Source organism: Pseudomonas sp. MWU16-30317 (genome assembly GCF_020515695.1).
Taxonomy (GTDB): domain Bacteria; phylum Pseudomonadota; class Gammaproteobacteria; order Pseudomonadales; family Pseudomonadaceae; genus Aquipseudomonas.
Map to the genome: position 1 here is coordinate 1 of NZ_JAIWJA010000018.1, position 18,851 is coordinate 18,851.

Genomic DNA, 18,851 nt, shown 5'->3' on the forward strand with positions numbered 1-18,851 from the left:
AAGCACCAAGCTGGCAGCTTCGCGCTTGAATTCGGGGGTGAAGGTACGTCGTTGTCTGCTCATCGAACACCTCTGTGTGGCGATCATTTTCGCCTAAAAAGGTGTCCGGGGTTAGTAGACCACTACATCATTAAGTAGGGTAAGGAGCGCCAAAAGGTTTTTTATCTCTGGGCGTTCAAAAATACTTCCTAGATGAAAAACAGGAATGCCCCGAGCCTCCAGACCCTTGGCAATTTCGCTCAGACGAGTATTTGATGCGCACAGGACTGCCTGTCCCCGGTACGGAGTACCTGACGTGCGTAATGTCTCTATGGATCCCGCGAGTGCTGAAATTTCCTCTGCGGTTGACCCTACAATGCTTAGTTCTGGATGAGCCCCAGCACCTCCGCGGCTCGCTGTCAAAGATAGGGGTAACGCTCCCTGAGAAGCTTTCATGGCTGTGGAGAAGGTGGCGAATGTATCGACTATTTCTTGTTTTGAACGATAGTTGACACCTAATTTTTCGATTACTGCTTCGGGAAAATCCTCGCTAAAATGCGCCATATTGGAGGCGGACGCGCCGCGAAAACGGTAGATAGACTGCCGGGCATCACCAACCACCCATAGATTCTCCCCGCCTCCAACTATGGCCTTTAAGAGTCTTACTGATGATCTATTAACATCTTGATACTCATCCACCAGCACATGCTTGTGCCTTCTCCCTAATGCGGCCCTAACTTCCGCGTCAGCTTCTACCAGCCGCACCGGGTACGAAATAAGGTCGCCAAAGTCAATAAGCTTTTGCTCTCTCATCAATCGTTCATACACCTCATAAACACTTGCAACCTCCATGCATTTTTCAGCTCGAAGCAGTGCAGTTGAATCGCCTCCAGCGTTGCGAGTCATCGACTCAGCTAAACGAATGTAATCGGCAGCCTCTATAGATTCATCTTTCGCACGTGAAATGGCACTTAACATGTCATCTAGATCTAGTGTTGGATCCCATAGATTTCGATAATGCCGGAGTGAAAGCCGAGGTACTTCAGCTTCAAGTAATTCAATACCTTCGAGCCGATCAATAAGACGAGGCTCAGGCGGCAACTTCAAAATTTGATGAAATCGCCTGATAATATCAAGACCAAAAGCATGGAATGTCCCAATCCACATTGCTGCTGCGGCTAGTGGGTTAGATAAAGCAATTCGCTCGCTCAGCTCACTCGCTGCTTTGTTAGAGAACGTCAAAACCAGAATCGCGCTAGGATCCTCACCGTCGATAATAAGCTGTTCGACACGCTGCACTAGCGTTCTGGTTTTGCCTGTGCCAGGTCCAGCCTGTAATTGAAAGGGGGAGCCACGATGCGATGCAGCGACCTGCTGTGACAGATCAGGGCGAATATCACCCCGTTCGTTGAGGCTGTTTTCCTGTCCAGTAGAAACTCTTGGAAGCAACAGCGCGTCCAGAAGTTGCTGCTGTACAACAGGTAAAGGCGCACCTAGACGCTGAGCAATTTCTAAAGAGGAATACCCGTTTTCCACATGAAGGGCGCACGCAACTGAACGCGGTATTAAAAACTCACGCGCAAAGAGATCCATTTTAATTTCACGACGCTCACGAGCACCATAATCAATCAAGCTCTCAGCACCGACTGGAGCATCCTCCGTCGACCGCTCGGGCTGCGCGTCGAGCGTAACTGCATCATCGTTCCCCCCCTCCAACACTAAGTGTCCGAGTTCGTGAGCAACGAGAAACGCACGATCAAAATCGCTACCAATATCCTGATAGAGAATTGCTCCTGCCTGACTGTCAAAGACAGCCTGCCCTCCCTTTAAAGCTGGATCGCCCTTGGGCAAGCCATAGACATCAAGGTGACGTCTGCCCGCTTCAATTAGCGCAAATTCAAGTGGACACCAAGGATCGCTCCCTTCAGCGACAGCCGCGAGGTGGATTTTCTCAGCCTCTAATCTTGCCGCCTCGGTCGCATCCATATTCAGCCTCGAAGCGCTAGGAGCGCGTCCTGTTGATTGGTAGTTAACTGGGAGGTTTCCACGGCGTCATCAAAAGATATTTGTTCACTTGCGGTTGGCTTTTCACTCGACCTAAAACTTTGGCTAGAATCTATATTAGGAGGACTTGATAAGTATGCAAGCATACTATCAACAGTCCCACCAAGCTCCGACGCAAGCCTCGCAACAAATTTAGGAGGAAAAGTACTAGCCTTTATGCCCCGATCCCGAACCCGCCCAAGAAACAGACCATTTACATTAATCTTTCTAGCTACCTCTCTGAACGCCGAAGAACTAAGTTGAGCAAAAGGATTCATAAAATTATTTTGCTTCGGGCTAAAATTCAAGAATGACTCAACCTGACTCCAGGCCTTATTTATAGCTGCATCAGTTGCAGGAACTTGGGCATTCTCAACAAGTTCATCCCCCAGCATAAATTCTATAGAGCAGTCCACTAACGCACTAGCATGTTGAGGATAACTCTTGACATACCGCTCCAGCGTACCACTATCGTGATATTCCTCTACAGAAAAAGCTAAAAGCACCTCTTCTTCAGATATATTCTTATCTAAGCTCATATTTCATCTCCTCTTCAAGCGTAACCTTGAGAGATTTAAGGGCACGAGCACTTCGGTTTCGCACCGTTCGCTCGTCGCACTGGAGCATTTTTGCAATAGTCTGAACAGAGGGATCATTCGCATGTACAGGAATGCCCTTCAATCGCAGACCGATAACCTGCTTCTGGTCCTGTGGCAGACGGTCAATCGCTGACAATAGCGTTAGCCGGAAAGCTGGGTCATCGATTTTCATCAATTCGTCGCGGAGGCGATCCTCCCAAGCGACTTCCACTTCGGAAGAAAGAGAGCCGTCATCTGGATCCTGGCTATCGAAAGAGACCAAGACAGCATCGCCAACCTCAGCGTACAGCTTGCGCAATACAGAAATTTTAATGGTGCTTAGCGCTCTATCGAACCGTACTTCGTAAAAATCTAGAAGCCCATCGTCCGACTTACAGTCCTTGGTTACGCGCACAACAAAACGGTTGATGATTTCGTCGCAAATGTCGGAGGCATTACCAATCGCCGAGTCCCAGAGCCTGGAACGAAGTGATCGCTCAACGCGGCCCAAAAGAAGTCGGAACGTCTCCTCGAAGACCTTACGGTCAGAGGCCTGCCAAGCACGGCGGAGGAAGTAGACCAATACTTCCGACGGCACGTAGCCCTCGCTAGTTTTAGGCAGCGAAAGCTGCGTAGTCCTTTCACCGACGTCGACGCACTCTAACGTAGAAATCCAGGCCTCGATTTGAGGAGGACGCTTGTAAGTGATGCCCTGCTTATCCTTGCGATCTAACGGTACAGGCATCAATGCCTCCAGACAGCTATAACGGTAGTGTTACAAAATAGCGAAAGACAGCCATTCAGTTCGCTTCTCAGGTGTATTAGCCGTCGTCAATGATCGGGACCGAATGTCCACAACCCGGCGGTAGCGTACGAAGGCAGGCTCGATCCTATGAAGGGGAGGAGATAGCATGAAGCCTGACGCGCATGCGTCGAGGGGAGGAAGTGACGGAGTGCGGTTGCCCATTTGACCTAGGGGTAGCTCATCCATGATCGATATCGCTCAAGCTTGCACGTTGTCGGTAGTCAGCCACAGATGCATGATGGGGATCAAGCATTTCTAATGGCATAGTGATGCTTAATAGAATTCGACGTTGTCAGGGCAATCAGCAGCTACCTTTCGATTTTCGGCTCCTACCAGTAACGGCGATGGCTCAAAACAAAGTCCCCCCAGCTCAACAGATAAGCGAAGGGTAGAGAGGCATCCCCCATCCATCGACCAACACGCACGCTCTCTCGCCATTCTCCATGACAAAGCTCTTGGTCTTCGCCACCCTTGTTGGTACCTCCCCACACCGTACCTTTGCAATCATCGCTAGCTATCCTCCTGTCTCATTTTCTAAACATAGTCTTTGCTTTTTTTGGCAAAGAAAAAGCCCCAAAAGCAGGACTCTCGGGGCTTTGAGGAAAATACTTTACAGATAGAGTCTGAGTCGTATTCTAGAACGGAATATCATCATCAAAGCTGTCAAAATCCGGAGCCGGTTGCGGCGCGGACTGCTGTGGCGCAGGTGCCGAACGCGACTGCTGCGGTGCGGACGATTGCTGCGGGCGCGGGGCCTGCTGACGAGGGGCCGACTGCTGGTAGTTGTTGCCGCCTTGAGCGTTCTGGTCGCCCTGTGGACGGCCGCCCAGCAGCTGCATGGTGCCTTGCATGTCGACGACGATTTCAGTGGTGTAGCGCTTGATGCCGTCTTTTTCCCACTCGCGGGTCTGCAGCTTGCCTTCGATATAGACCTGCGAACCTTTGCGCAGATATTCGCCGGCGATCTCGGCAACCTTGCCGAACATCGAAACGCGGTGCCACTCGGTCTTCTCGACCTTCTGACCCGATTGCTTGTCGGTCCACTGCTCGCTGGTGGCCAGGCTCAGGTTGGTCACCGCGTTGCCGTTAGGCAGGTAACGAACTTCAGGATCCTGACCGCAGGTACCGACCAATATGACTTTGTTAACCCCACGGGCCATAACGTTCTCCTAGGCTTCGCTCGCCGCCGAGGCCGGATTGACCAGGCGCTCCAGGGACGGGCGATCCAAAATTTCTGTGTCCAATTTGATGTAGATGGCAGCTTCTTCTGCCACCACTACGGCATCCGTCACTCCCGGAACTGCCTTGAGGCGTTCGCTCAGGCCGGTTTCACGCAGCGCCTCGGGCGACAACGGCAGACGCAGGCTCGTGACGTATGGTGGTTCGCGCATAGTAACAGCTATGGCCAACCAAATCGCCAGCAGCCCGGCGCATCCCAGAAATACAACGCTCAAACCGCCGTGCTGAAACAGGAAACCACCGAGAATACCGCCCATCGCCGCGCCCAGAAACTGACTGGTGGAGTACACGCCCATGGCCGTGCCCTTGCCGCCAGCCGGAGACACCTTGCTGATGAGTGAAGGCAGCGAGGCCTCGAGCAGGTTGAAGGCGGTGAAAAAGACCACCGTACCGACCACCAGTTCCGCCAGGCTGTAGCCCCACTCCCAGAAAAACAGCTCTGTGAGCATGAGGACAGCGATCGCCCCGGAGAGGACTTGCTTCATCTTGCGCTTTTTTTCGCTGTAGATAATGAACGGAATCATTGCAAAAAACGAAATCACCAGCGCGGTCAGATACACCCACCAATGCTGTTCCTTGGGCAAACCGGCCCGCTGCACAAGGGCTAGCGGCAGCGCCACGAAGCTGGCCATCAGTACCGAGTGCAACACGAAGATACCAATATCCAGGCGCAGCAGATCGGGATGCCGCAAGGTGGCCCCCAAAGCCTGCTTGGCCACTCCCGACTCACGGTGAGTGAAATGCTGGGAAGCCGAAGGCACCACGAAGCGAATCAGCAATACCCCAACCATGGCCAGCACCGCCGTGGCGATGAACAGGCCCGACAAGCCGAACGCACGGGTCACCAGCGGGCCGACCACCATGGCTACGGCAAAGGACACGCCAATGCTCATGCCGATGGTGGCCATGGCCTTGGTGCGGTGCTGCTCGCGGGTCAGGTCCGACAGCAAGGCCATGACCGCGGCCGAGATGGCCCCTGCGCCCTGCAGGATACGCCCGGCGATCACACCCCATATGGAGTCGGCCTGAGCGGCGAGCACGCTGCCCAAGGCGAAGATCACCAGCCCGACATAGATCACCGGCCGGCGGCCGATGCGGTCGGAGATGATCCCGAAGGGAATCTGCAGCACGGCCTGTGTCAAGCCGTAAGCACCAATGGCCAGGCCAATGAGCGCTGGCGTAGCACCGGCCAGGTCCATGCCGTAGGTGGCCAGGACCGGCAACACCATGAACATGCCCAGCATACGAAATGCGAACACCAGGGCCAGCCCACCCGCCGCGCGGGTTTCACTGCCACTCATGCGATCGCTCTGTGAATCGTGCATGGATAAACCTCGTGTGAACCGGCGGCGATTCTACCAGTCCCACAGTTTTACGGCACACACGGCGACGCTATGCCGCGCATGTTCATGTTCCTTCATGTTCATCCGATGCCACCTTGAAGTGCAGTGAGCGGGTCTAGCCCCGTATACTCTTCTGTTTACCGCCTGCCGCGCGAGGCCGCCTTGGACAAGATTCTGGTACGTGGGGCTCGAACCCACAATTTGAAAAACATCGATCTGACCCTGCCACGCGACAAGCTGATAGTGATTACCGGCCTGTCGGGGTCGGGCAAATCTTCTCTGGCATTCGATACGCTCTACGCCGAGGGCCAGCGCCGTTACGTCGAGTCGCTGTCGGCCTACGCCCGGCAGTTCCTGTCGATGATGGAAAAACCCGACGTCGACACCATCGAAGGCCTGTCGCCGGCGATTTCAATCGAACAGAAATCCACCTCGCACAACCCCCGCTCCACCGTCGGCACCATCACCGAGATCTACGACTACATGCGTCTGCTGTACGCTCGTGTGGGTCAACCGCGCTGCCCGGATCATGACATTCCACTGGAAGCCCAGACGGTCAGCCAGATGGTCGACCTGGTATTGGCCCAGCCTGAAGGCAGTAAACTAATGCTCCTGGCGCCGGTGATCCGCGAGCGCAAGGGCGAGCACCTGTCGGTGTTCGAAGAGTTGCGCGCGCAGGGGTTCGTCCGTGCTCGCATCAACGGCAAGCTGCACGAGCTCGACGAATTGCCGAAGCTCGAAAAGCAGAAGAAGCACACCATTGAAGTCGTGGTCGACCGTTTCAAAGTCCGTGCTGACTTGCAGCAGCGTCTGGCCGAGTCGTTCGAGACCGCCTTGAAGCTGGCTGACGGCATCGCGCTGGTCGCACCGATGGACGACGAGCCCGGCGAAGAGATTATCTTCTCGGCGCGCTTCGCTTGCCCGATCTGCGGCCATGCCATCAGCGAGCTTGAGCCCAAGCTGTTTTCCTTCAACAACCCGGCCGGCGCCTGCCCTACCTGCGACGGCCTGGGCGTGAAGCAGTTCTTCGACGCCAAGCGCCTGGTCAACGGCGAGCTGACCCTGGCCGAAGGCGCGATACGCGGTTGGGACCGGCGCAATGTCTATTACTTCCAGATGCTCGGCTCACTGGCCTCGCATTTCGGCTTCAGCCTTGAAGAGCCCTTCGGCGAGTTGCCGGCGGAGCGCCAGAAGCTGCTGCTCTACGGCAGCGGCAAGGACAACGTCGACTTCAAATACCTGAACGACCGCGGTGATATCGTCAAGCGCTCGCACCCGTTCGAAGGCATCGTGCCTAATCTCGAGCGGCGCTACCGCGAGACCGAGTCGGCCACGGTGCGCGAGGAGCTGGCGAAGTTTCTCAGCACCCAGCCGTGCCCGGATTGCCGCGGTACGCGTTTGCGCCGTGAAGCACGTCACGTGTGGGTAGGTGAAAAAACCCTGCCTGCGGTGACGGGCCTGCCAATCGGCGATGCCACTGAATACTTCGCTGGCCTGACCCTGACCGGTCGCCGCGGCGAGATCGCCGACAAGATTCTCAAGGAAATCCGCGAGCGCCTGCAGTTTCTGGTCAACGTCGGCCTCGACTACCTGACGCTGGACCGCAGTGCCGACACGCTGTCGGGCGGTGAAGCACAGCGTATCCGCCTGGCCAGCCAGATCGGCGCGGGCCTGGTGGGGGTCATGTATATCCTCGACGAGCCTTCCATCGGCCTGCACCAGCGCGACAACGATCGGCTGCTGGGCACCCTCAAGCATCTGCGCGATATCGGCAACACGGTGATCGTGGTCGAGCACGACGAAGACGCTATTCGCATCGCCGACTATGTGGTCGACATCGGCCCTGGCGCCGGCGTGCATGGCGGTCATATCGTTGCCGAAGGGACTGCACAGGAGGTCATGGATCACCCAGATTCGCTGACCGGCAAATATCTGTCCGGACGGATGAAGATCGTCTATCCGGCAAAGCGCACCCCACGCAACAAGAAGCTGTCGCTGACCGTCAAGGGTGCTCGCGGGAACAACCTGCGCAATGTCGACCTGGAAATCCCGATAGGTCTTTTGACCTGTGTGACCGGTGTGTCCGGCTCAGGCAAGTCGACGCTGATCAACAACACGCTGTTCCCACTGGCCGCTACTGCACTTAATGGCGCGACGACCCTGGAAGCCGCCGCGCACGACAGCATCGACGGCCTGCAGCATCTGGACAAGGTCGTGGATATCGATCAGAGCCCGATCGGTCGTACGCCGCGTTCGAACCCGGCAACCTACACCGGTTTGTTCACACCGATTCGCGAGCTTTTCGCCGGTGTACCCGAGGCACGTTCGCGCGGTTACGGGCCGGGGCGTTTCTCGTTCAACGTCAAGGGCGGGCGCTGCGAGGCTTGCCAGGGCGATGGCTTGATCAAGGTGGAGATGCACTTCCTGCCGGACATTTACGTGCCTTGCGATGTGTGCAAGAGCAAGCGCTACAACCGCGAAACTCTGGAGATCCGCTACAAGGGCAAGAGCATCGACGAAGTGCTGCAAATGACGGTCGAGGAGGCGCGGGTGTTCTTCGATGCCGTGCCAGCATTGGCGCGCAAGCTGCAGACGCTGATGGATGTGGGGCTGTCTTACATCAAGGTCGGGCAATCGGCAACGACCCTGTCGGGGGGCGAGGCGCAGCGGGTCAAGCTGTCCCGCGAGCTGTCCAAGCGCGACACCGGCAAGACCCTGTACATCCTCGATGAGCCGACCACTGGCCTGCACTTCGCGGATATCCAGCAACTACTCGATGTACTGCATCGTTTGCGCGACCATGGCAATACCGTGGTAGTCATCGAGCACAACCTGGACGTGATCAAGACCGCCGACTGGATCGTCGACCTCGGGCCTGAGGGTGGCTCCAAGGGCGGCATGATCATTGGCTGCGGTACGCCCGAGCAGGTCGCGGCGATGAAGCAGTCGTATACCGGGCATTATCTCAAGCCGCTGCTGGAGCGGGACAAGGCTTGATGCCAATCCCTTGTGGCGATGGCGATCTCATGATCGCTTTCGCGTGCAAGTTTTGCCCATAGTCTAGGAGCAAAGCTTGCCCCCAAAGGAGCGTGCCCAATTGCAACATTGTGCACTGCAACAACAAAAAGCCCCGGACACATAAGTGGCCGGGGCTTTTCTTATCAGCGTGGAAATCAGAACTGCGATTGCAGGTAGTTTTCCAGGCCGATGTTCCTGATCAGACCCTGCTGCTTCTCCAGCCAATAGGTGTGATCTTCTTCAGTGTCCGACAACTGCACGCGCAGGATATCGCGGGTGACGTAGTCGCGGTGCTGCTCACACAGCGCAATCCCTTTGCACAGCGCGGCGCGTACTTTGTATTCCAGGCGCAGGTCGGCTGCGATCATTTCCGGCACGGTGGTACCGACTTCGAGATCGTCCGGGCGCATGCGCGGCGTGCCTTCGAGCATCAGGATACGGCGCATCAAGGCGTCGGCATGACCCGCCTCTTCTTCCATCTCGTGGTTAATTCGCTCGTAGAGCTTGGTGAAACCCCAATCTTCATACATCCGCGAATGGATGAAGTACTGATCACGCGCGGCCAGCTCACCGGTCAGAAGCGTGTTGAGGTAATCAATAACGTCCGGGTGACCTTGCATCGCCCTGAATCTCCCTGCTGTAAAGGCTGTAGTTTGAACCAAGCCGTCGCACAGGTCGACACAAAGTAGCTAAAAATTGCCGATATTCGGCGAAACGCGAACTATTAACAGCAAAAACCGCCCATCTGAGGGCGGTTCTGCTTCGCATTTAGACTACGTTCAAAATTTAGCCCAGTTGCACGCCCAGCGCATTCGCGACGCCTTGGCCATAGGCGGGATCAGCCTTGAAGAAGTGCTGCAACTGACGCTGCACCACATCGCTGCTCACGCCTGCCATAGCACCCGCGATGTTGCTGATCAACAGTGCCTTTTGCTCGGCATCCATCAAACGGAACAGCGCGCCCGCATGGCTGTAATAATCGGTATCTTCGCGATGATCGTAACGATCGGCCGCGCCGCTCAGAGCCAGTGAAGGTTCCGCGTATTGAGGGGCCTGCTTAGGCGCGTCGCTATAGCTGTTCGGCTCGTAGTTCGGCGCTGCCCCACCATTGCTGCCAAACGCCATTGAACCATCACGTTGGTAGCTGTTGACCGGGCTACGCGGGGCATTGACCGGCAGCTGCTGGTGATTGGTACCCACGCGATAGCGATGAGCATCGGCGTACGCGAACACACGCCCCTGCAGCATGCGATCAGGCGACAGCCCCACACCGGGCACCATGTTGCTAGGACCGAACGCGGCCTGCTCGACCTCGGCGAAATAGTTGAGCGGGTTACGGTTGAGCTCGAGCACACCCACTTCGATCAACGGGTATTCCTTCTGCGACCAGGTCTTGGTCACGTCGAAGGGGTTCTCATGGTGCTGGTGCGCTTGCTGCTCGGTCATGATCTGCACGCAAACGGTCCACTTGGGGAAATCGCCGCGCTCGATGGCCTGGAACAGGTCGCGCTGGGCGTAGTCGGGGTCGGTCCCGGCAATACGCGCAGCATCGGCCGGCGCAAGGTTCTTGATGCCTTGCTGGGTTTTGTAGTGCCACTTTACCCAGTGGCGTTCACCTGCAGCGTTGAGCAGGCTGTAAGTGTGACTGCCGAAGCCGTGCATGAAACGGTATCCGTCCGGAATGCCGCGATCGGAAAAGAGGATAGTGACCTGGTGCGTCGCCTCAGGGGAGTGCGACCAGAAATCCCACATCATCTGCGCGCTTTTCAGATTGCTTTGAGGCAGGCGCTTTTGAGTGTGGATGAAATCGGGGAATTTCAACGGGTCGCGGATGAAAAACACGGGCGTGTTGTTACCGACGATGTCCCAGTTGCCTTCTTCGGTATAGAACTTAAGTGCGAAGCCGCGCGGATCGCGCTCAGTGTCCGCAGAGCCGCGCTCACCGCCGACCGTGGAGAAGCGCAGAAAGGTCGGGGTCTGTTTGCCGACGGTGTCGAACAGCTTGGCGCTGCTGTATTGGCTGATGTCACGGGTCACTGTGAAGGTACCGTAAGCGCCCGAGCCCTTGGCGTGCACACGACGCTCTGGGATGTTCTCACGGTTGAAATGCGCGAGTTTTTCAATGAGGTGAAAGTCGTCGAGCAGCAACGGACCGCGTGGGCCGGCAGACCGAGAGTTCTGGTTGTCGGCGACTGGAGCGCCGCTGGCGGTGGTAAGGGTCTTCTGGCTCATATGATGTCGTCCTCTATCAGGCCTTGTAGTGCCGGGCTAAACGGCTGGTGGCCAGTATCATTGAAAACGACAGCGACCTCTAATTTATAGATATTTTGTGCGCGATAGTTTTAAACAATGAAGCATCCACTGCAAAAATCGCACGCACAAAAAAACCGGGCACTAGGCCCGGTTTTCTTGAACAGACTTTTCGTCTTATTCAGCAGCTTCTACAACGCCACCGACAGGACGATCAACCAGTTCGACGTACGCCATAGGCGCGTTGTCGCCAGCGCGGAAACCGCACTTGAGGATGCGCAGGTAGCCACCCTCACGGGTTGCATAACGCTTGCCCAGATCGTTGAACAGTTTACCAACGATAGCTTTCGAACGAGTACGGTCGAAAGCCAGACGACGGTTGGAAACGCTGTCGATCTTGGCCAGGGTGATCAGCGGCTCGGCAACGCGACGCAGTTCCTTGGCTTTTGGCAATGTAGTTTTGATCAGCTCGTGCTCGAACAGCGACACCGCCATGTTCTGGAACATAGCCTTACGGTGCGAGCTGGTACGGCTCAGGTGGCGACCACTTTTACGATGACGCATGGTTCATTCCTTACCAAACACGACGTTCGGTGATTACGACGATCAGGCAGTCGCCTTGTCGTCCTTCTTAAGACTTGCAGGCGGCCAGCTGTCGAGGCGCATGCCGAGAGACAGACCACGCGAGGCCAATACATCCTTGATTTCAGTCAAGGATTTCTTGCCCAGGTTCGGAGTCTTCAACAGTTCTACTTCGGTGCGCTGAATCAGGTCACCAATGTAGTAAATGTTCTCCGCCTTAAGGCAGTTGGCCGAACGTACGGTCAGTTCCAAATCGTCAACCGGACGAAGCAGGATCGGATCGATCTCGTCTTCCGGTTCAACCACTGGTGCCTCGGCTTCACCCTTGAGGTCCACGAACGCAGCCAACTGCTGTTGCAGGATGGTTGCAGCGCGACGGATAGCCTCTTCGGGATCCAGAGTACCGTTGGTTTCCAGATCAATAACCAGCTTGTCCAGGTTGGTGCGCTGCTCGACACGGGCGTTTTCCACCACGTATGCGATACGGCGTACCGGGCTGAACGAAGAGTCAAGCTGCAAGCGACCGATGCTGCGGCTTTCGTCTTCATCGCTTTGACGCGAGTCGGCCGGTTCATAACCACGACCACGAGCTACAACGAGCTTCATGTTCAGGGCGCCGTTAGACGCCAGGTTAGCGATTACGTGATCGGGGTTAACGATCTCGACATCATGATCCAGCTGAATATCGGCAGCGGTAACCACCCCCGAACCCTTTTTCGACAAGGTCAGCGTAACTTCGTCACGACCGTGCAGCTTGATGGCGAGACCTTTAAGGTTCAACAGGATTTCAATGACATCTTCCTGTACACCTTCGATGGCGCTGTACTCATGGAGTACACCGTCAATCTCGGCCTCGACTACTGCACAGCCAGGCATGGAGGACAACAGGATGCGGCGCAGCGCGTTGCCCAGGGTATGGCCAAAACCACGCTCGAGAGGCTCGAGGGTGATTTTAGCGCGGGTTGGACTGACAACTTGCACATCAATGTGGCGAGGTGTCAGGAACTCATTTACCGAAATCTGCATGGATGCACCTATTTTCTAGCCCTTACTTGGAGTAGAGCTCGACAATCAGGCTTTCGTTGATGTCGGCGGACAGATCACTGCGAGCTGGAACGCTTTTGAAGACGCCAGATTTTTTCTCAGTGTCTACTTCTACCCATTCTACGCGGCCACGCTGGGCACACAGATCGAGAGCTTGGACAATGCGAAGCTGGTTCTTTGCTTTCTCGCGAATCGCGACCACGTCACCAGCACGAACCTGGTAGGACGGAACGTTTACGGTTTTGCCGTTAACGCTGATCGACTTGTGCGATACCAGCTGACGGGATTCGGCACGAGTCGAACCAAAGCCCATACGGTATACAACGTTGTCCAGACGGCATTCGAGCAGTTGCAGCAGGTTTTCACCGGTTGCACCTTTCTTGCCAGCAGCTTCTTTGTAGTAGCCGCTGAACTGACGCTCGAGAACGCCGTAGATACGACGGACTTTCTGCTTTTCACGCAGTTGAGTACCGTAGTCGGACTGGCGACCACGGCGCTGGCCGTGGATACCTGGGGCTGCTTCGATGTTGCACTTCGATTCCAGGGCGCGAACGCCGCTTTTCAGGAACAGGTCAGTGCCTTCACGACGCGCCAGTTTGCATTTTGGACCAATGTAACGAGCCATTATCTATCGTCTCCTGATTACACGCGGCGCTTCTTCGGCGGACGGCACCCGTTGTGCGGGATTGGCGTCACGTCGGTGATGCTGGCGATCTTATAGCCACAGCCGTTCAATGCACGGACAGCGGACTCACGACCTGGACCTGGACCTTTGACGTTGACGTCAAGGTTTTTCAGGCCATATTCCAGCGCAGCTTGACCAGCACGTTCAGCAGCTACTTGAGCAGCGAACGGGGTGGACTTGCGAGAACCGCGGAAACCCGAACCGCCGGAGGTTGCCCAAGACAGGGCGTTACCTTGACGATCGGTAATGGTCACGATGGTGTTGTTGAAAGACGCGTGGATGTGGGCGATGCCATCAACCACTGTCTTTTTGACTTTTTTACGAGGACGAGCAGCAGGTTTTGCCATGACTAAATTCCTGTCGATTCGCTGGTGCGATTACTTGCGGATCGGCTTACGAGGACCTTTACGGGTCCGCGCGTTGGTCTTGGTACGCTGACCGCGTACTGGCAGACCACGACGATGACGAAGACCGCGATAGCAGCCCAGATCCATCAAGCGCTTGATTTTCATGTTGATTTCGCGACGCAGGTCACCTTCAGTGGTGAACTTCGCCACTTCGCCACGCAGCTGTTCAATCTGCTCGTCGCTCAGATCCTTGATCTTCGCAGCTGGGTTTACCCCAGTGTCTGCACAGATTTTCTGTGCAGTTGTGCGACCAACACCATAGATGTAGGTCAGCGAGATAACAGTGTGCTTGTTATCTGGAATGTTAACGCCTGCAATACGGGCCATTCAGTGGGACTCCAATTGACAGCTACCTACGCCCCGGAAGCCAAGAAATAGGGCGCAAGATGATATCGCTGTAATAACAAATAATCAACCCAGCAGCGCACTAGCTGCTGGGCTTGTAGCACATCACACTCAGCCTTGGCGCTGCTTGTGACGCGGTTCCGCGCTGCAAATGACTCGAACGACGCCTTCGCGACGAATGATTTTGCAGTTACGGCACAGCTTTTTCACCGATGCACGAACTTTCATTGCCAACTCCTCGAACCTTAAGGGACTCTCAGCGCAGCAGACCGCTGCCACCGTAGCCTTTCAGGTTGGCTTTTTTCATCAGGGATTCGTACTGGTGCGAAACGAGGTGCGATTGTACTTGGGACATGAAGTCCATCACAACCACTACCACAATCAGCAGCGAAGTCCCGCCAAGGTAGAACGGAACGTTTGCAGCCACCACCAGGAACTGGGGAAGCAGGCAGACGCACATCATGTACAGAGCACCGAACATGGTCAAACGAGTCAGGACGCCATCAATGTAGCGTGCCGACTGCTCGCCTGGACGAATACCCGGAATAAAGGCACCGGACTTCTTCAGGTTTTCCGCTACGTCTTTCGGATTGAACATCAACGCCGTATAGAAGAAGCAGAAGAAAATAATCCCTGCACTAAACAGCAGAATATTCAACGGCTGACCAGGAGCGATCGACTGCGAGAGATCCTGCAGCCAGCCCATACCCGCAGACTGACCGAACCATTGCCCCAGGGAAGCTGGGAACAACAGGATGCTGCTCGCGAAAATAGCCGGAATCACACCAGCCATGTTCACTTTCAGCGGCAAGTGGCTCGTCTGCGCTGCAAAAACCTTGCGGCCCTGCTGACGCTTCGCATAGTGAACGGCGATACGCCGCTGACCACGCTCGATGAATACCACAAAACCGATGATCGCTACTGCCAACACACCGATCGCAACCAGCGCGAAAATATTGATATCGCCCTGACGCGCAGACTCGAAAGACTGCCCTACTGCTCTCGGAAGACCGGCGACGATACCCGAAAAAATCAGCATCGAGATACCGTTACCGACACCACGCTCGGTAATCTGCTCGCCCAGCCACATCATGAACATTGCACCGGCCACAAAAGTGGACACCGCAACGAAATAGAAGCTGAGACCACCAGCGAACGCTACACCCTGGTTGGCCAAACCAATGGACATGCCAATTGCTTGAACCAAGGCCAGGATAACGGTGCCATAGCGGGTGTACTGGCTGATCTTGCGACGGCCAGCTTCACCTTCCTTCTTCAACTGCTCCAGCTGCGGGCTAACGGCGGTCATCAGCTGCATGATGATCGATGCCGAAATATACGGCATGATCCCCAGTGCAAAGATGCTCATCCGTTCCAGCGCGCCGCCGGAAAACATGTTGAACAAGCTAAGAATGGTCCCCTCATTCTGTTTGAACAGATCGGCCAGCCGGTCCGGGTTGATACCGGGCACTGGGATGTGTGCGCCTATTCGGTAGACGATAATCGCCAGGAATAGAAAACGCAGACGAGCCCAAAGCTCCGATAACCCGCCTTTGCTGAGCGCTGAGAGAGCACCTTGCTTAGCCATTTATTCCTCGAACTTGCCGCCAGCTGCTTCGATAGCCGCGCGCGCACCTTTGGTGGCGGCGATTCCCTTGATGGTGACAGCGCGAGTCACTTCACCGGACAGCATGATTTTCACACGCTGCACGCTTTGGTTGATCACGTTGGCATCCTTCAAGGACTGCACGGAGACGATGTCGCCTTCCACTTTGGCCAGCTCGGACAAACGCACTTCTGCGCGGTCCATGGCTTTCAGGGAAACGAAACCGAACTTCGGCAGGCGACGATGCAGCGGCTGTTGACCGCCTTCGAAGCCTGGAGCGATGGTGCCACCGGAACGGGAGGTCTGACCTTTGTGGCCGCGGCCACCAGTCTTACCCAAACCGCTACCGATACCACGGCCCGGACGATGCTTTTCACGACGGGAACCCGGCGCTGGACTCAGATCATTGAGTTTCATCGATTAACCCTCGACTCGCAGCATGTAGTAAGCCTTGTTGATCATCCCGCGATTCTCGGGAGTATCCTGGACTTCTACAGTGTGACCGATGCGACGCAGCCCCAGACCCTTAACGCACAATTTGTGGTTAGGGATGCGACCGGTCATGCTTTTGATCAGCGTTACTTTAACGGTAGCCATGATCAGATGATCTCCTCTACGCTCTTGCCGCGTTTAGCAGCAATCGACGATGGGGACTGCATCGACTTCAGACCTTTGAAAGTGGCATGAACCACGTTCACAGGGTTGGTCGAGCCGTAGCACTTGGCCAGAACGTTCTGAACACCGGCAACTTCCAGTACGGCACGCATTGCGCCGCCGGCGATGATGCCGGTACCTTCGGAAGCAGGCTGCATGTAAACCTTCGAAGCGCCGTGAGCGGACTTCATGGCGTACTGCAGAGTGGTACCGTTCAGGTCCACCTGGATCATGTTGCGGCGAGCAGCTTCCATAGCCTTCTGGATTGCAGCAGGCACTTCACGCGACTTGCCACGGCCGAAGCCTACACGGCCCTTGCCATCACCTACCACGGTCAACGCGGTGAAGGTGAAGATACGGCCGCCTTTAACGGTTTTTGCAACGCGGTTCACTTGAACCAGCTTCTCGATGTAGCCTTCGTCGCGCTTTTGGTCGTTATTTGACATAACTTAGAACTCCAGCCCAGCTTCACGAGCAGCATCAGCCAGCGCTTTCACGCGACCATGGTACTTGAAGCCAGAGCGGTCGAAAGCCACCTGCGAGACGCCAGCGGCCTTAGCACGCGTAGCGACCAGCTGGCCAACCTTAGTGGCCGCGTCGATGTTGCCAGTGGCGCCATCACGCAGTTCTTTGTCCAAAGTCGAGGCACTTGCCAGGACTTTGTTGCCGTCGGCCGAGATGACCTGGGCATAGATGTGTTGCGACGAGCGGAACACGCAGAGACGCACGACTTCGAGTTCGTGCATTTTCAGGCGTGCTTTGCGAGCGCGACGCAGACGAGTAACTTTTTTGTCGGTCATTTGCTAGGCCCTACTTCTTCTTGGCTTCTTTACGACGGACGACTTCGTCCGCGTAACGCACACCTTTACCTTTGTAAGGCTCTGGTGGACGGAAATCGCGGATTTCGGCGGCCACTTGACCCACCAGCTGCTTGTCGATGCCCTTGATCAGGATATCGGTCTGGCTAGGAGTCTCAGCGGTGATGCCTTCCGGCAGTTCGTAATCCACCGGGTGCGAGAAGCCGAGAGCCAGGTTCAGCACTGTGCCTTTTGCTTGTGCTTTGTAACCAACACCGACCAGCTGGAGCTTGCGCTCGAAGCCTTGGCTTACGCCTTGGACCATGTTGTTGACCAGAGCACGGGTAGTACCTGCCATTGCACGGGTCTGTTGATCGCCGTTTTTGGCAGCGAAACGCAGTTCGCCAGCCTCTTCAACGATTTCAACCGACGAGTGAACGTTCAGTTCGAGAGTGCCCTTGGCACCCTTCACCGAAAGCTGCTGACCGACGAATTTTACTTCGACGCCCGATGGCAGCTTTACGGGGTTCTTAGCGACGCGAGACATGCTTATCCCCCCTTAGAACACTGTGCAAAGAACTTCGCCGCCGACACCGGCAGCGCGCGCAGCACGATCCGTCATCACACCTTTGTTGGTGGAGACGATAGACACACCGAGACCGCCACGAACTTTAGGCAGATCATCGACGGACTTGTACTGACGCAGGCCTGGACGACTTACGCGTTTGACTTCTTCGATGACCGGACGGCCTTCGAAGTACTTGAGCTCGATGGAAAGCGACGGTTTTACTTCGCTGCTTACCTGGAAACCCGCGATATAGCCTTCGTCCTTCAGAACTTTAGCTACAGCTACCTTCAACGTGGAAGATGGCATGCTCACAACGGCCTTTTCAGCCATCTGGGCATTACGGATTCGAGTTAGCATGTCCGCTAACGGGTCCTGCATACTCATGGGCTAGACGCTCCTGATACAAAAAAAATGAGCCTTGCGGCTGCTACACGTCGCCGAGCATTTGATCCGGTCCAAAAACCCGGGCTCAGGCGAGCCGGCAATTCTAAACGTAACCCACAAATGAATCAAGCCCCATAAGGGGCTTGATTCAAGTGCGAGGTCACCGGCGGTCGGTTGATTTCTCAACCACCCGCCGTGCCTCTGCCGCAACGGCTTACCAGCTGGCTTTGACCAGACCTGGTACGTCACCGCGCATGGCTGCTTGACGCAGCATGTTACGGCCGAGGCCGAATTTGCGGTAAACACCGTGTGGACGGCCAGTCAGGCGGCAACGGTTACGCATGCGCGAAGCGCTGGCGTCACGTGGTTGCTTTTGCAGTGCAACGGTAGCTTCCCAACGTGCTTCTGGACTTGCGTTCAGATCAACGATGATAGCTTTCAGTGCAGCGCGCTTTTTGGCGTATTTTGCGACCGTTTGCTGACGCTTCAGCTCACGGTTTTTCATGCTCGTCTTGGCCATTATT

Annotated in this window: 22 protein-coding genes; 1 reads left to right on the forward strand and 21 read right to left on the reverse strand. The window is 55.7% G+C overall.

Features of this window, described 5'->3' with window-relative positions:
• Positions 1-111: 111 nt before the first annotated feature.
• The 5 genes from LIX93_RS28960 to LIX93_RS28980 form a co-directional block, all read right to left on the reverse strand.
• Positions 112-1,965, reverse strand: coding sequence for a UvrD-helicase domain-containing protein (locus tag LIX93_RS28960; protein WP_226507455.1), 1,854 nt, complete (start codon positions 1,963-1,965; stop codon positions 112-114).
• 2 nt (positions 1,966-1,967) lie between these two features.
• On the reverse strand, positions 1,968-2,561 hold the full coding sequence (locus LIX93_RS28965) for a hypothetical protein (RefSeq protein ID WP_226507456.1): 594 nt from the start codon (positions 2,559-2,561) through the stop codon (positions 1,968-1,970).
• Positions 2,548-3,345 carry a sigma factor-like helix-turn-helix DNA-binding protein gene (locus tag LIX93_RS28970; protein WP_226507457.1) on the reverse strand — a complete coding sequence of 266 codons (798 nt, stop codon included), beginning with the start codon at positions 3,343-3,345 and terminating at the stop codon, positions 2,548-2,550. The genes LIX93_RS28965 and LIX93_RS28970 overlap by 14 nt, the downstream gene beginning before the upstream one ends.
• Before the next feature lie 695 nt (positions 3,346-4,040).
• The gene (locus LIX93_RS28975) at positions 4,041-4,565 is read right to left on the reverse strand and encodes a single-stranded DNA-binding protein (RefSeq protein ID WP_226507458.1); all 525 of its coding nucleotides are present in this window, start codon (positions 4,563-4,565) and stop codon (positions 4,041-4,043) included.
• Between the two features lie 9 nt (positions 4,566-4,574).
• The gene (locus LIX93_RS28980; protein ID WP_226507459.1) at positions 4,575-5,969 is read right to left on the reverse strand and encodes an MFS transporter; all 1,395 of its coding nucleotides are present in this window, start codon (positions 5,967-5,969) and stop codon (positions 4,575-4,577) included.
• Positions 5,970-6,149: 180 nt separating this feature from the next.
• On the opposite strand from LIX93_RS28980, the gene uvrA reads away from it, so the two are divergent.
• On the forward strand, positions 6,150-8,984 hold the full coding sequence (gene uvrA / locus LIX93_RS28985; RefSeq protein WP_226507460.1) for an excinuclease ABC subunit UvrA: 2,835 nt from the start codon (positions 6,150-6,152) through the stop codon (positions 8,982-8,984).
• A gap of 176 nt (positions 8,985-9,160) precedes the next feature.
• Here uvrA and bfr read toward each other — a convergent pair whose 3' ends face one another.
• The 16 genes from bfr to rpsN form a co-directional block, all read right to left on the reverse strand.
• Positions 9,161-9,625, reverse strand: a complete 465-nt coding sequence (gene bfr, locus LIX93_RS28990) for a bacterioferritin (RefSeq protein ID WP_226507461.1) — start codon at positions 9,623-9,625, stop codon at positions 9,161-9,163.
• A 166-nt stretch (positions 9,626-9,791) separates the two neighbouring features.
• Positions 9,792-11,237 carry a catalase gene (locus tag LIX93_RS28995; protein ID WP_226507462.1) on the reverse strand — a complete coding sequence of 482 codons (1,446 nt, stop codon included), beginning with the start codon at positions 11,235-11,237 and terminating at the stop codon, positions 9,792-9,794.
• Between the two features lie 195 nt (positions 11,238-11,432).
• Complete coding sequence (gene rplQ, locus LIX93_RS29000) at positions 11,433-11,819, reverse strand: 50S ribosomal protein L17 (protein ID WP_226507463.1); 387 nt, start codon at positions 11,817-11,819, stop codon at positions 11,433-11,435.
• Positions 11,820-11,861: 42 nt separating this feature from the next.
• The gene (rpoA, locus tag LIX93_RS29005) at positions 11,862-12,863 is read right to left on the reverse strand and encodes a DNA-directed RNA polymerase subunit alpha (RefSeq protein ID WP_226507464.1); all 1,002 of its coding nucleotides are present in this window, start codon (positions 12,861-12,863) and stop codon (positions 11,862-11,864) included.
• 22 nt (positions 12,864-12,885) lie between these two features.
• Positions 12,886-13,506: a 30S ribosomal protein S4 gene (gene rpsD / locus LIX93_RS29010; protein WP_226507465.1), complete on the reverse strand. Its 621-nt coding sequence runs from the start codon at positions 13,504-13,506 to the stop codon at positions 12,886-12,888.
• Positions 13,507-13,523: 17 nt separating this feature from the next.
• The gene (gene rpsK, locus LIX93_RS29015; protein WP_002555466.1) at positions 13,524-13,913 is read right to left on the reverse strand and encodes a 30S ribosomal protein S11; all 390 of its coding nucleotides are present in this window, start codon (positions 13,911-13,913) and stop codon (positions 13,524-13,526) included.
• Between the two features lie 30 nt (positions 13,914-13,943).
• Positions 13,944-14,300, reverse strand: coding sequence for a 30S ribosomal protein S13 (gene rpsM / locus LIX93_RS29020; protein WP_008374135.1), 357 nt, complete (start codon positions 14,298-14,300; stop codon positions 13,944-13,946).
• Between the two features lie 129 nt (positions 14,301-14,429).
• Positions 14,430-14,546: a 50S ribosomal protein L36 gene (rpmJ, locus tag LIX93_RS29025; protein WP_002555468.1), complete on the reverse strand. Its 117-nt coding sequence runs from the start codon at positions 14,544-14,546 to the stop codon at positions 14,430-14,432.
• A 28-nt stretch (positions 14,547-14,574) separates the two neighbouring features.
• On the reverse strand, positions 14,575-15,906 hold the full coding sequence (gene secY / locus LIX93_RS29030; RefSeq protein WP_226507466.1) for a preprotein translocase subunit SecY: 1,332 nt from the start codon (positions 15,904-15,906) through the stop codon (positions 14,575-14,577).
• Complete coding sequence (gene rplO / locus LIX93_RS29035) at positions 15,907-16,341, reverse strand: 50S ribosomal protein L15 (RefSeq protein WP_226507467.1); 435 nt, start codon at positions 16,339-16,341, stop codon at positions 15,907-15,909.
• Between the two features lie 3 nt (positions 16,342-16,344).
• Positions 16,345-16,521, reverse strand: coding sequence for a 50S ribosomal protein L30 (rpmD, locus tag LIX93_RS29040; RefSeq protein WP_003176408.1), 177 nt, complete (start codon positions 16,519-16,521; stop codon positions 16,345-16,347).
• Between the two features lie 2 nt (positions 16,522-16,523).
• Positions 16,524-17,024 carry a 30S ribosomal protein S5 gene (gene rpsE / locus LIX93_RS29045; protein WP_226507468.1) on the reverse strand — a complete coding sequence of 167 codons (501 nt, stop codon included), beginning with the start codon at positions 17,022-17,024 and terminating at the stop codon, positions 16,524-16,526.
• A 3-nt stretch (positions 17,025-17,027) separates the two neighbouring features.
• Positions 17,028-17,378 carry a 50S ribosomal protein L18 gene (gene rplR, locus LIX93_RS29050; protein WP_003186037.1) on the reverse strand — a complete coding sequence of 117 codons (351 nt, stop codon included), beginning with the start codon at positions 17,376-17,378 and terminating at the stop codon, positions 17,028-17,030.
• Positions 17,379-17,388: 10 nt separating this feature from the next.
• Positions 17,389-17,922 carry a 50S ribosomal protein L6 gene (gene rplF, locus LIX93_RS29055; RefSeq protein WP_226507469.1) on the reverse strand — a complete coding sequence of 178 codons (534 nt, stop codon included), beginning with the start codon at positions 17,920-17,922 and terminating at the stop codon, positions 17,389-17,391.
• Positions 17,923-17,934: 12 nt separating this feature from the next.
• Entirely contained in the window at positions 17,935-18,327 is a 393-nt protein-coding gene (gene rpsH / locus LIX93_RS29060; RefSeq protein ID WP_226507470.1) for a 30S ribosomal protein S8, read from the reverse strand.
• Positions 18,328-18,541: 214 nt separating this feature from the next.
• On the reverse strand, positions 18,542-18,847 hold the full coding sequence (gene rpsN, locus LIX93_RS29065; protein ID WP_226507471.1) for a 30S ribosomal protein S14: 306 nt from the start codon (positions 18,845-18,847) through the stop codon (positions 18,542-18,544).
• Between the last annotated feature and the right edge of the window lie 4 nt (positions 18,848-18,851).

Bases quoted from the DNA above. Each gene is read 5' to 3' on its own strand.
- LIX93_RS28970 (WP_226507457.1), bottom strand. From the start codon at position 3,345: ATGCCTGTACCGTTAGATCGCAAGGATAAGCAGGGCATCACTTACAAG.
- bfr (WP_226507461.1), bottom strand. From the start codon at position 9,625: ATGCAAGGTCACCCGGACGTTATTGATTACCTCAACACGCTTCTGACC.
- rpsK (WP_002555466.1), bottom strand. From the start codon at position 13,913: ATGGCAAAACCTGCTGCTCGTCCTCGTAAAAAAGTCAAAAAGACAGTG.
- rplQ (WP_226507463.1), bottom strand. From the start codon at position 11,819: ATGCGTCATCGTAAAAGTGGTCGCCACCTGAGCCGTACCAGCTCGCAC.
- LIX93_RS28965 (WP_226507456.1), bottom strand. From the start codon at position 2,561: ATGAGCTTAGATAAGAATATATCTGAAGAAGAGGTGCTTTTAGCTTTT.
- rpoA (WP_226507464.1), bottom strand. From the start codon at position 12,863: ATGCAGATTTCGGTAAATGAGTTCCTGACACCTCGCCACATTGATGTG.
- rpsD (WP_226507465.1), bottom strand. From the start codon at position 13,506: ATGGCTCGTTACATTGGTCCAAAATGCAAACTGGCGCGTCGTGAAGGC.
- secY (WP_226507466.1), bottom strand. From the start codon at position 15,906: ATGGCTAAGCAAGGTGCTCTCTCAGCGCTCAGCAAAGGCGGGTTATCG.
- LIX93_RS28975 (WP_226507458.1), bottom strand. From the start codon at position 4,565: ATGGCCCGTGGGGTTAACAAAGTCATATTGGTCGGTACCTGCGGTCAG.
- LIX93_RS28960 (WP_226507455.1), bottom strand. From the start codon at position 1,965: ATGGATGCGACCGAGGCGGCAAGATTAGAGGCTGAGAAAATCCACCTC.
- rpsN (WP_226507471.1), bottom strand. From the start codon at position 18,847: ATGGCCAAGACGAGCATGAAAAACCGTGAGCTGAAGCGTCAGCAAACG.
- LIX93_RS28980 (WP_226507459.1), bottom strand. From the start codon at position 5,969: ATGCACGATTCACAGAGCGATCGCATGAGTGGCAGTGAAACCCGCGCG.
- rplF (WP_226507469.1), bottom strand. From the start codon at position 17,922: ATGTCTCGCGTCGCTAAGAACCCCGTAAAGCTGCCATCGGGCGTCGAA.
- rplR (WP_003186037.1), bottom strand. From the start codon at position 17,378: ATGACCGACAAAAAAGTTACTCGTCTGCGTCGCGCTCGCAAAGCACGC.
- rpsM (WP_008374135.1), bottom strand. From the start codon at position 14,300: ATGGCCCGTATTGCAGGCGTTAACATTCCAGATAACAAGCACACTGTT.
- rpsH (WP_226507470.1), bottom strand. From the start codon at position 18,327: ATGAGTATGCAGGACCCGTTAGCGGACATGCTAACTCGAATCCGTAAT.
- rplO (WP_226507467.1), bottom strand. From the start codon at position 16,341: ATGAAACTCAATGATCTGAGTCCAGCGCCGGGTTCCCGTCGTGAAAAG.
- rpmJ (WP_002555468.1), bottom strand. From the start codon at position 14,546: ATGAAAGTTCGTGCATCGGTGAAAAAGCTGTGCCGTAACTGCAAAATC.
- LIX93_RS28995 (WP_226507462.1), bottom strand. From the start codon at position 11,237: ATGAGCCAGAAGACCCTTACCACCGCCAGCGGCGCTCCAGTCGCCGAC.
- rpsE (WP_226507468.1), bottom strand. From the start codon at position 17,024: ATGTCAAATAACGACCAAAAGCGCGACGAAGGCTACATCGAGAAGCTG.
- rpmD (WP_003176408.1), bottom strand. From the start codon at position 16,521: ATGGCTACCGTTAAAGTAACGCTGATCAAAAGCATGACCGGTCGCATC.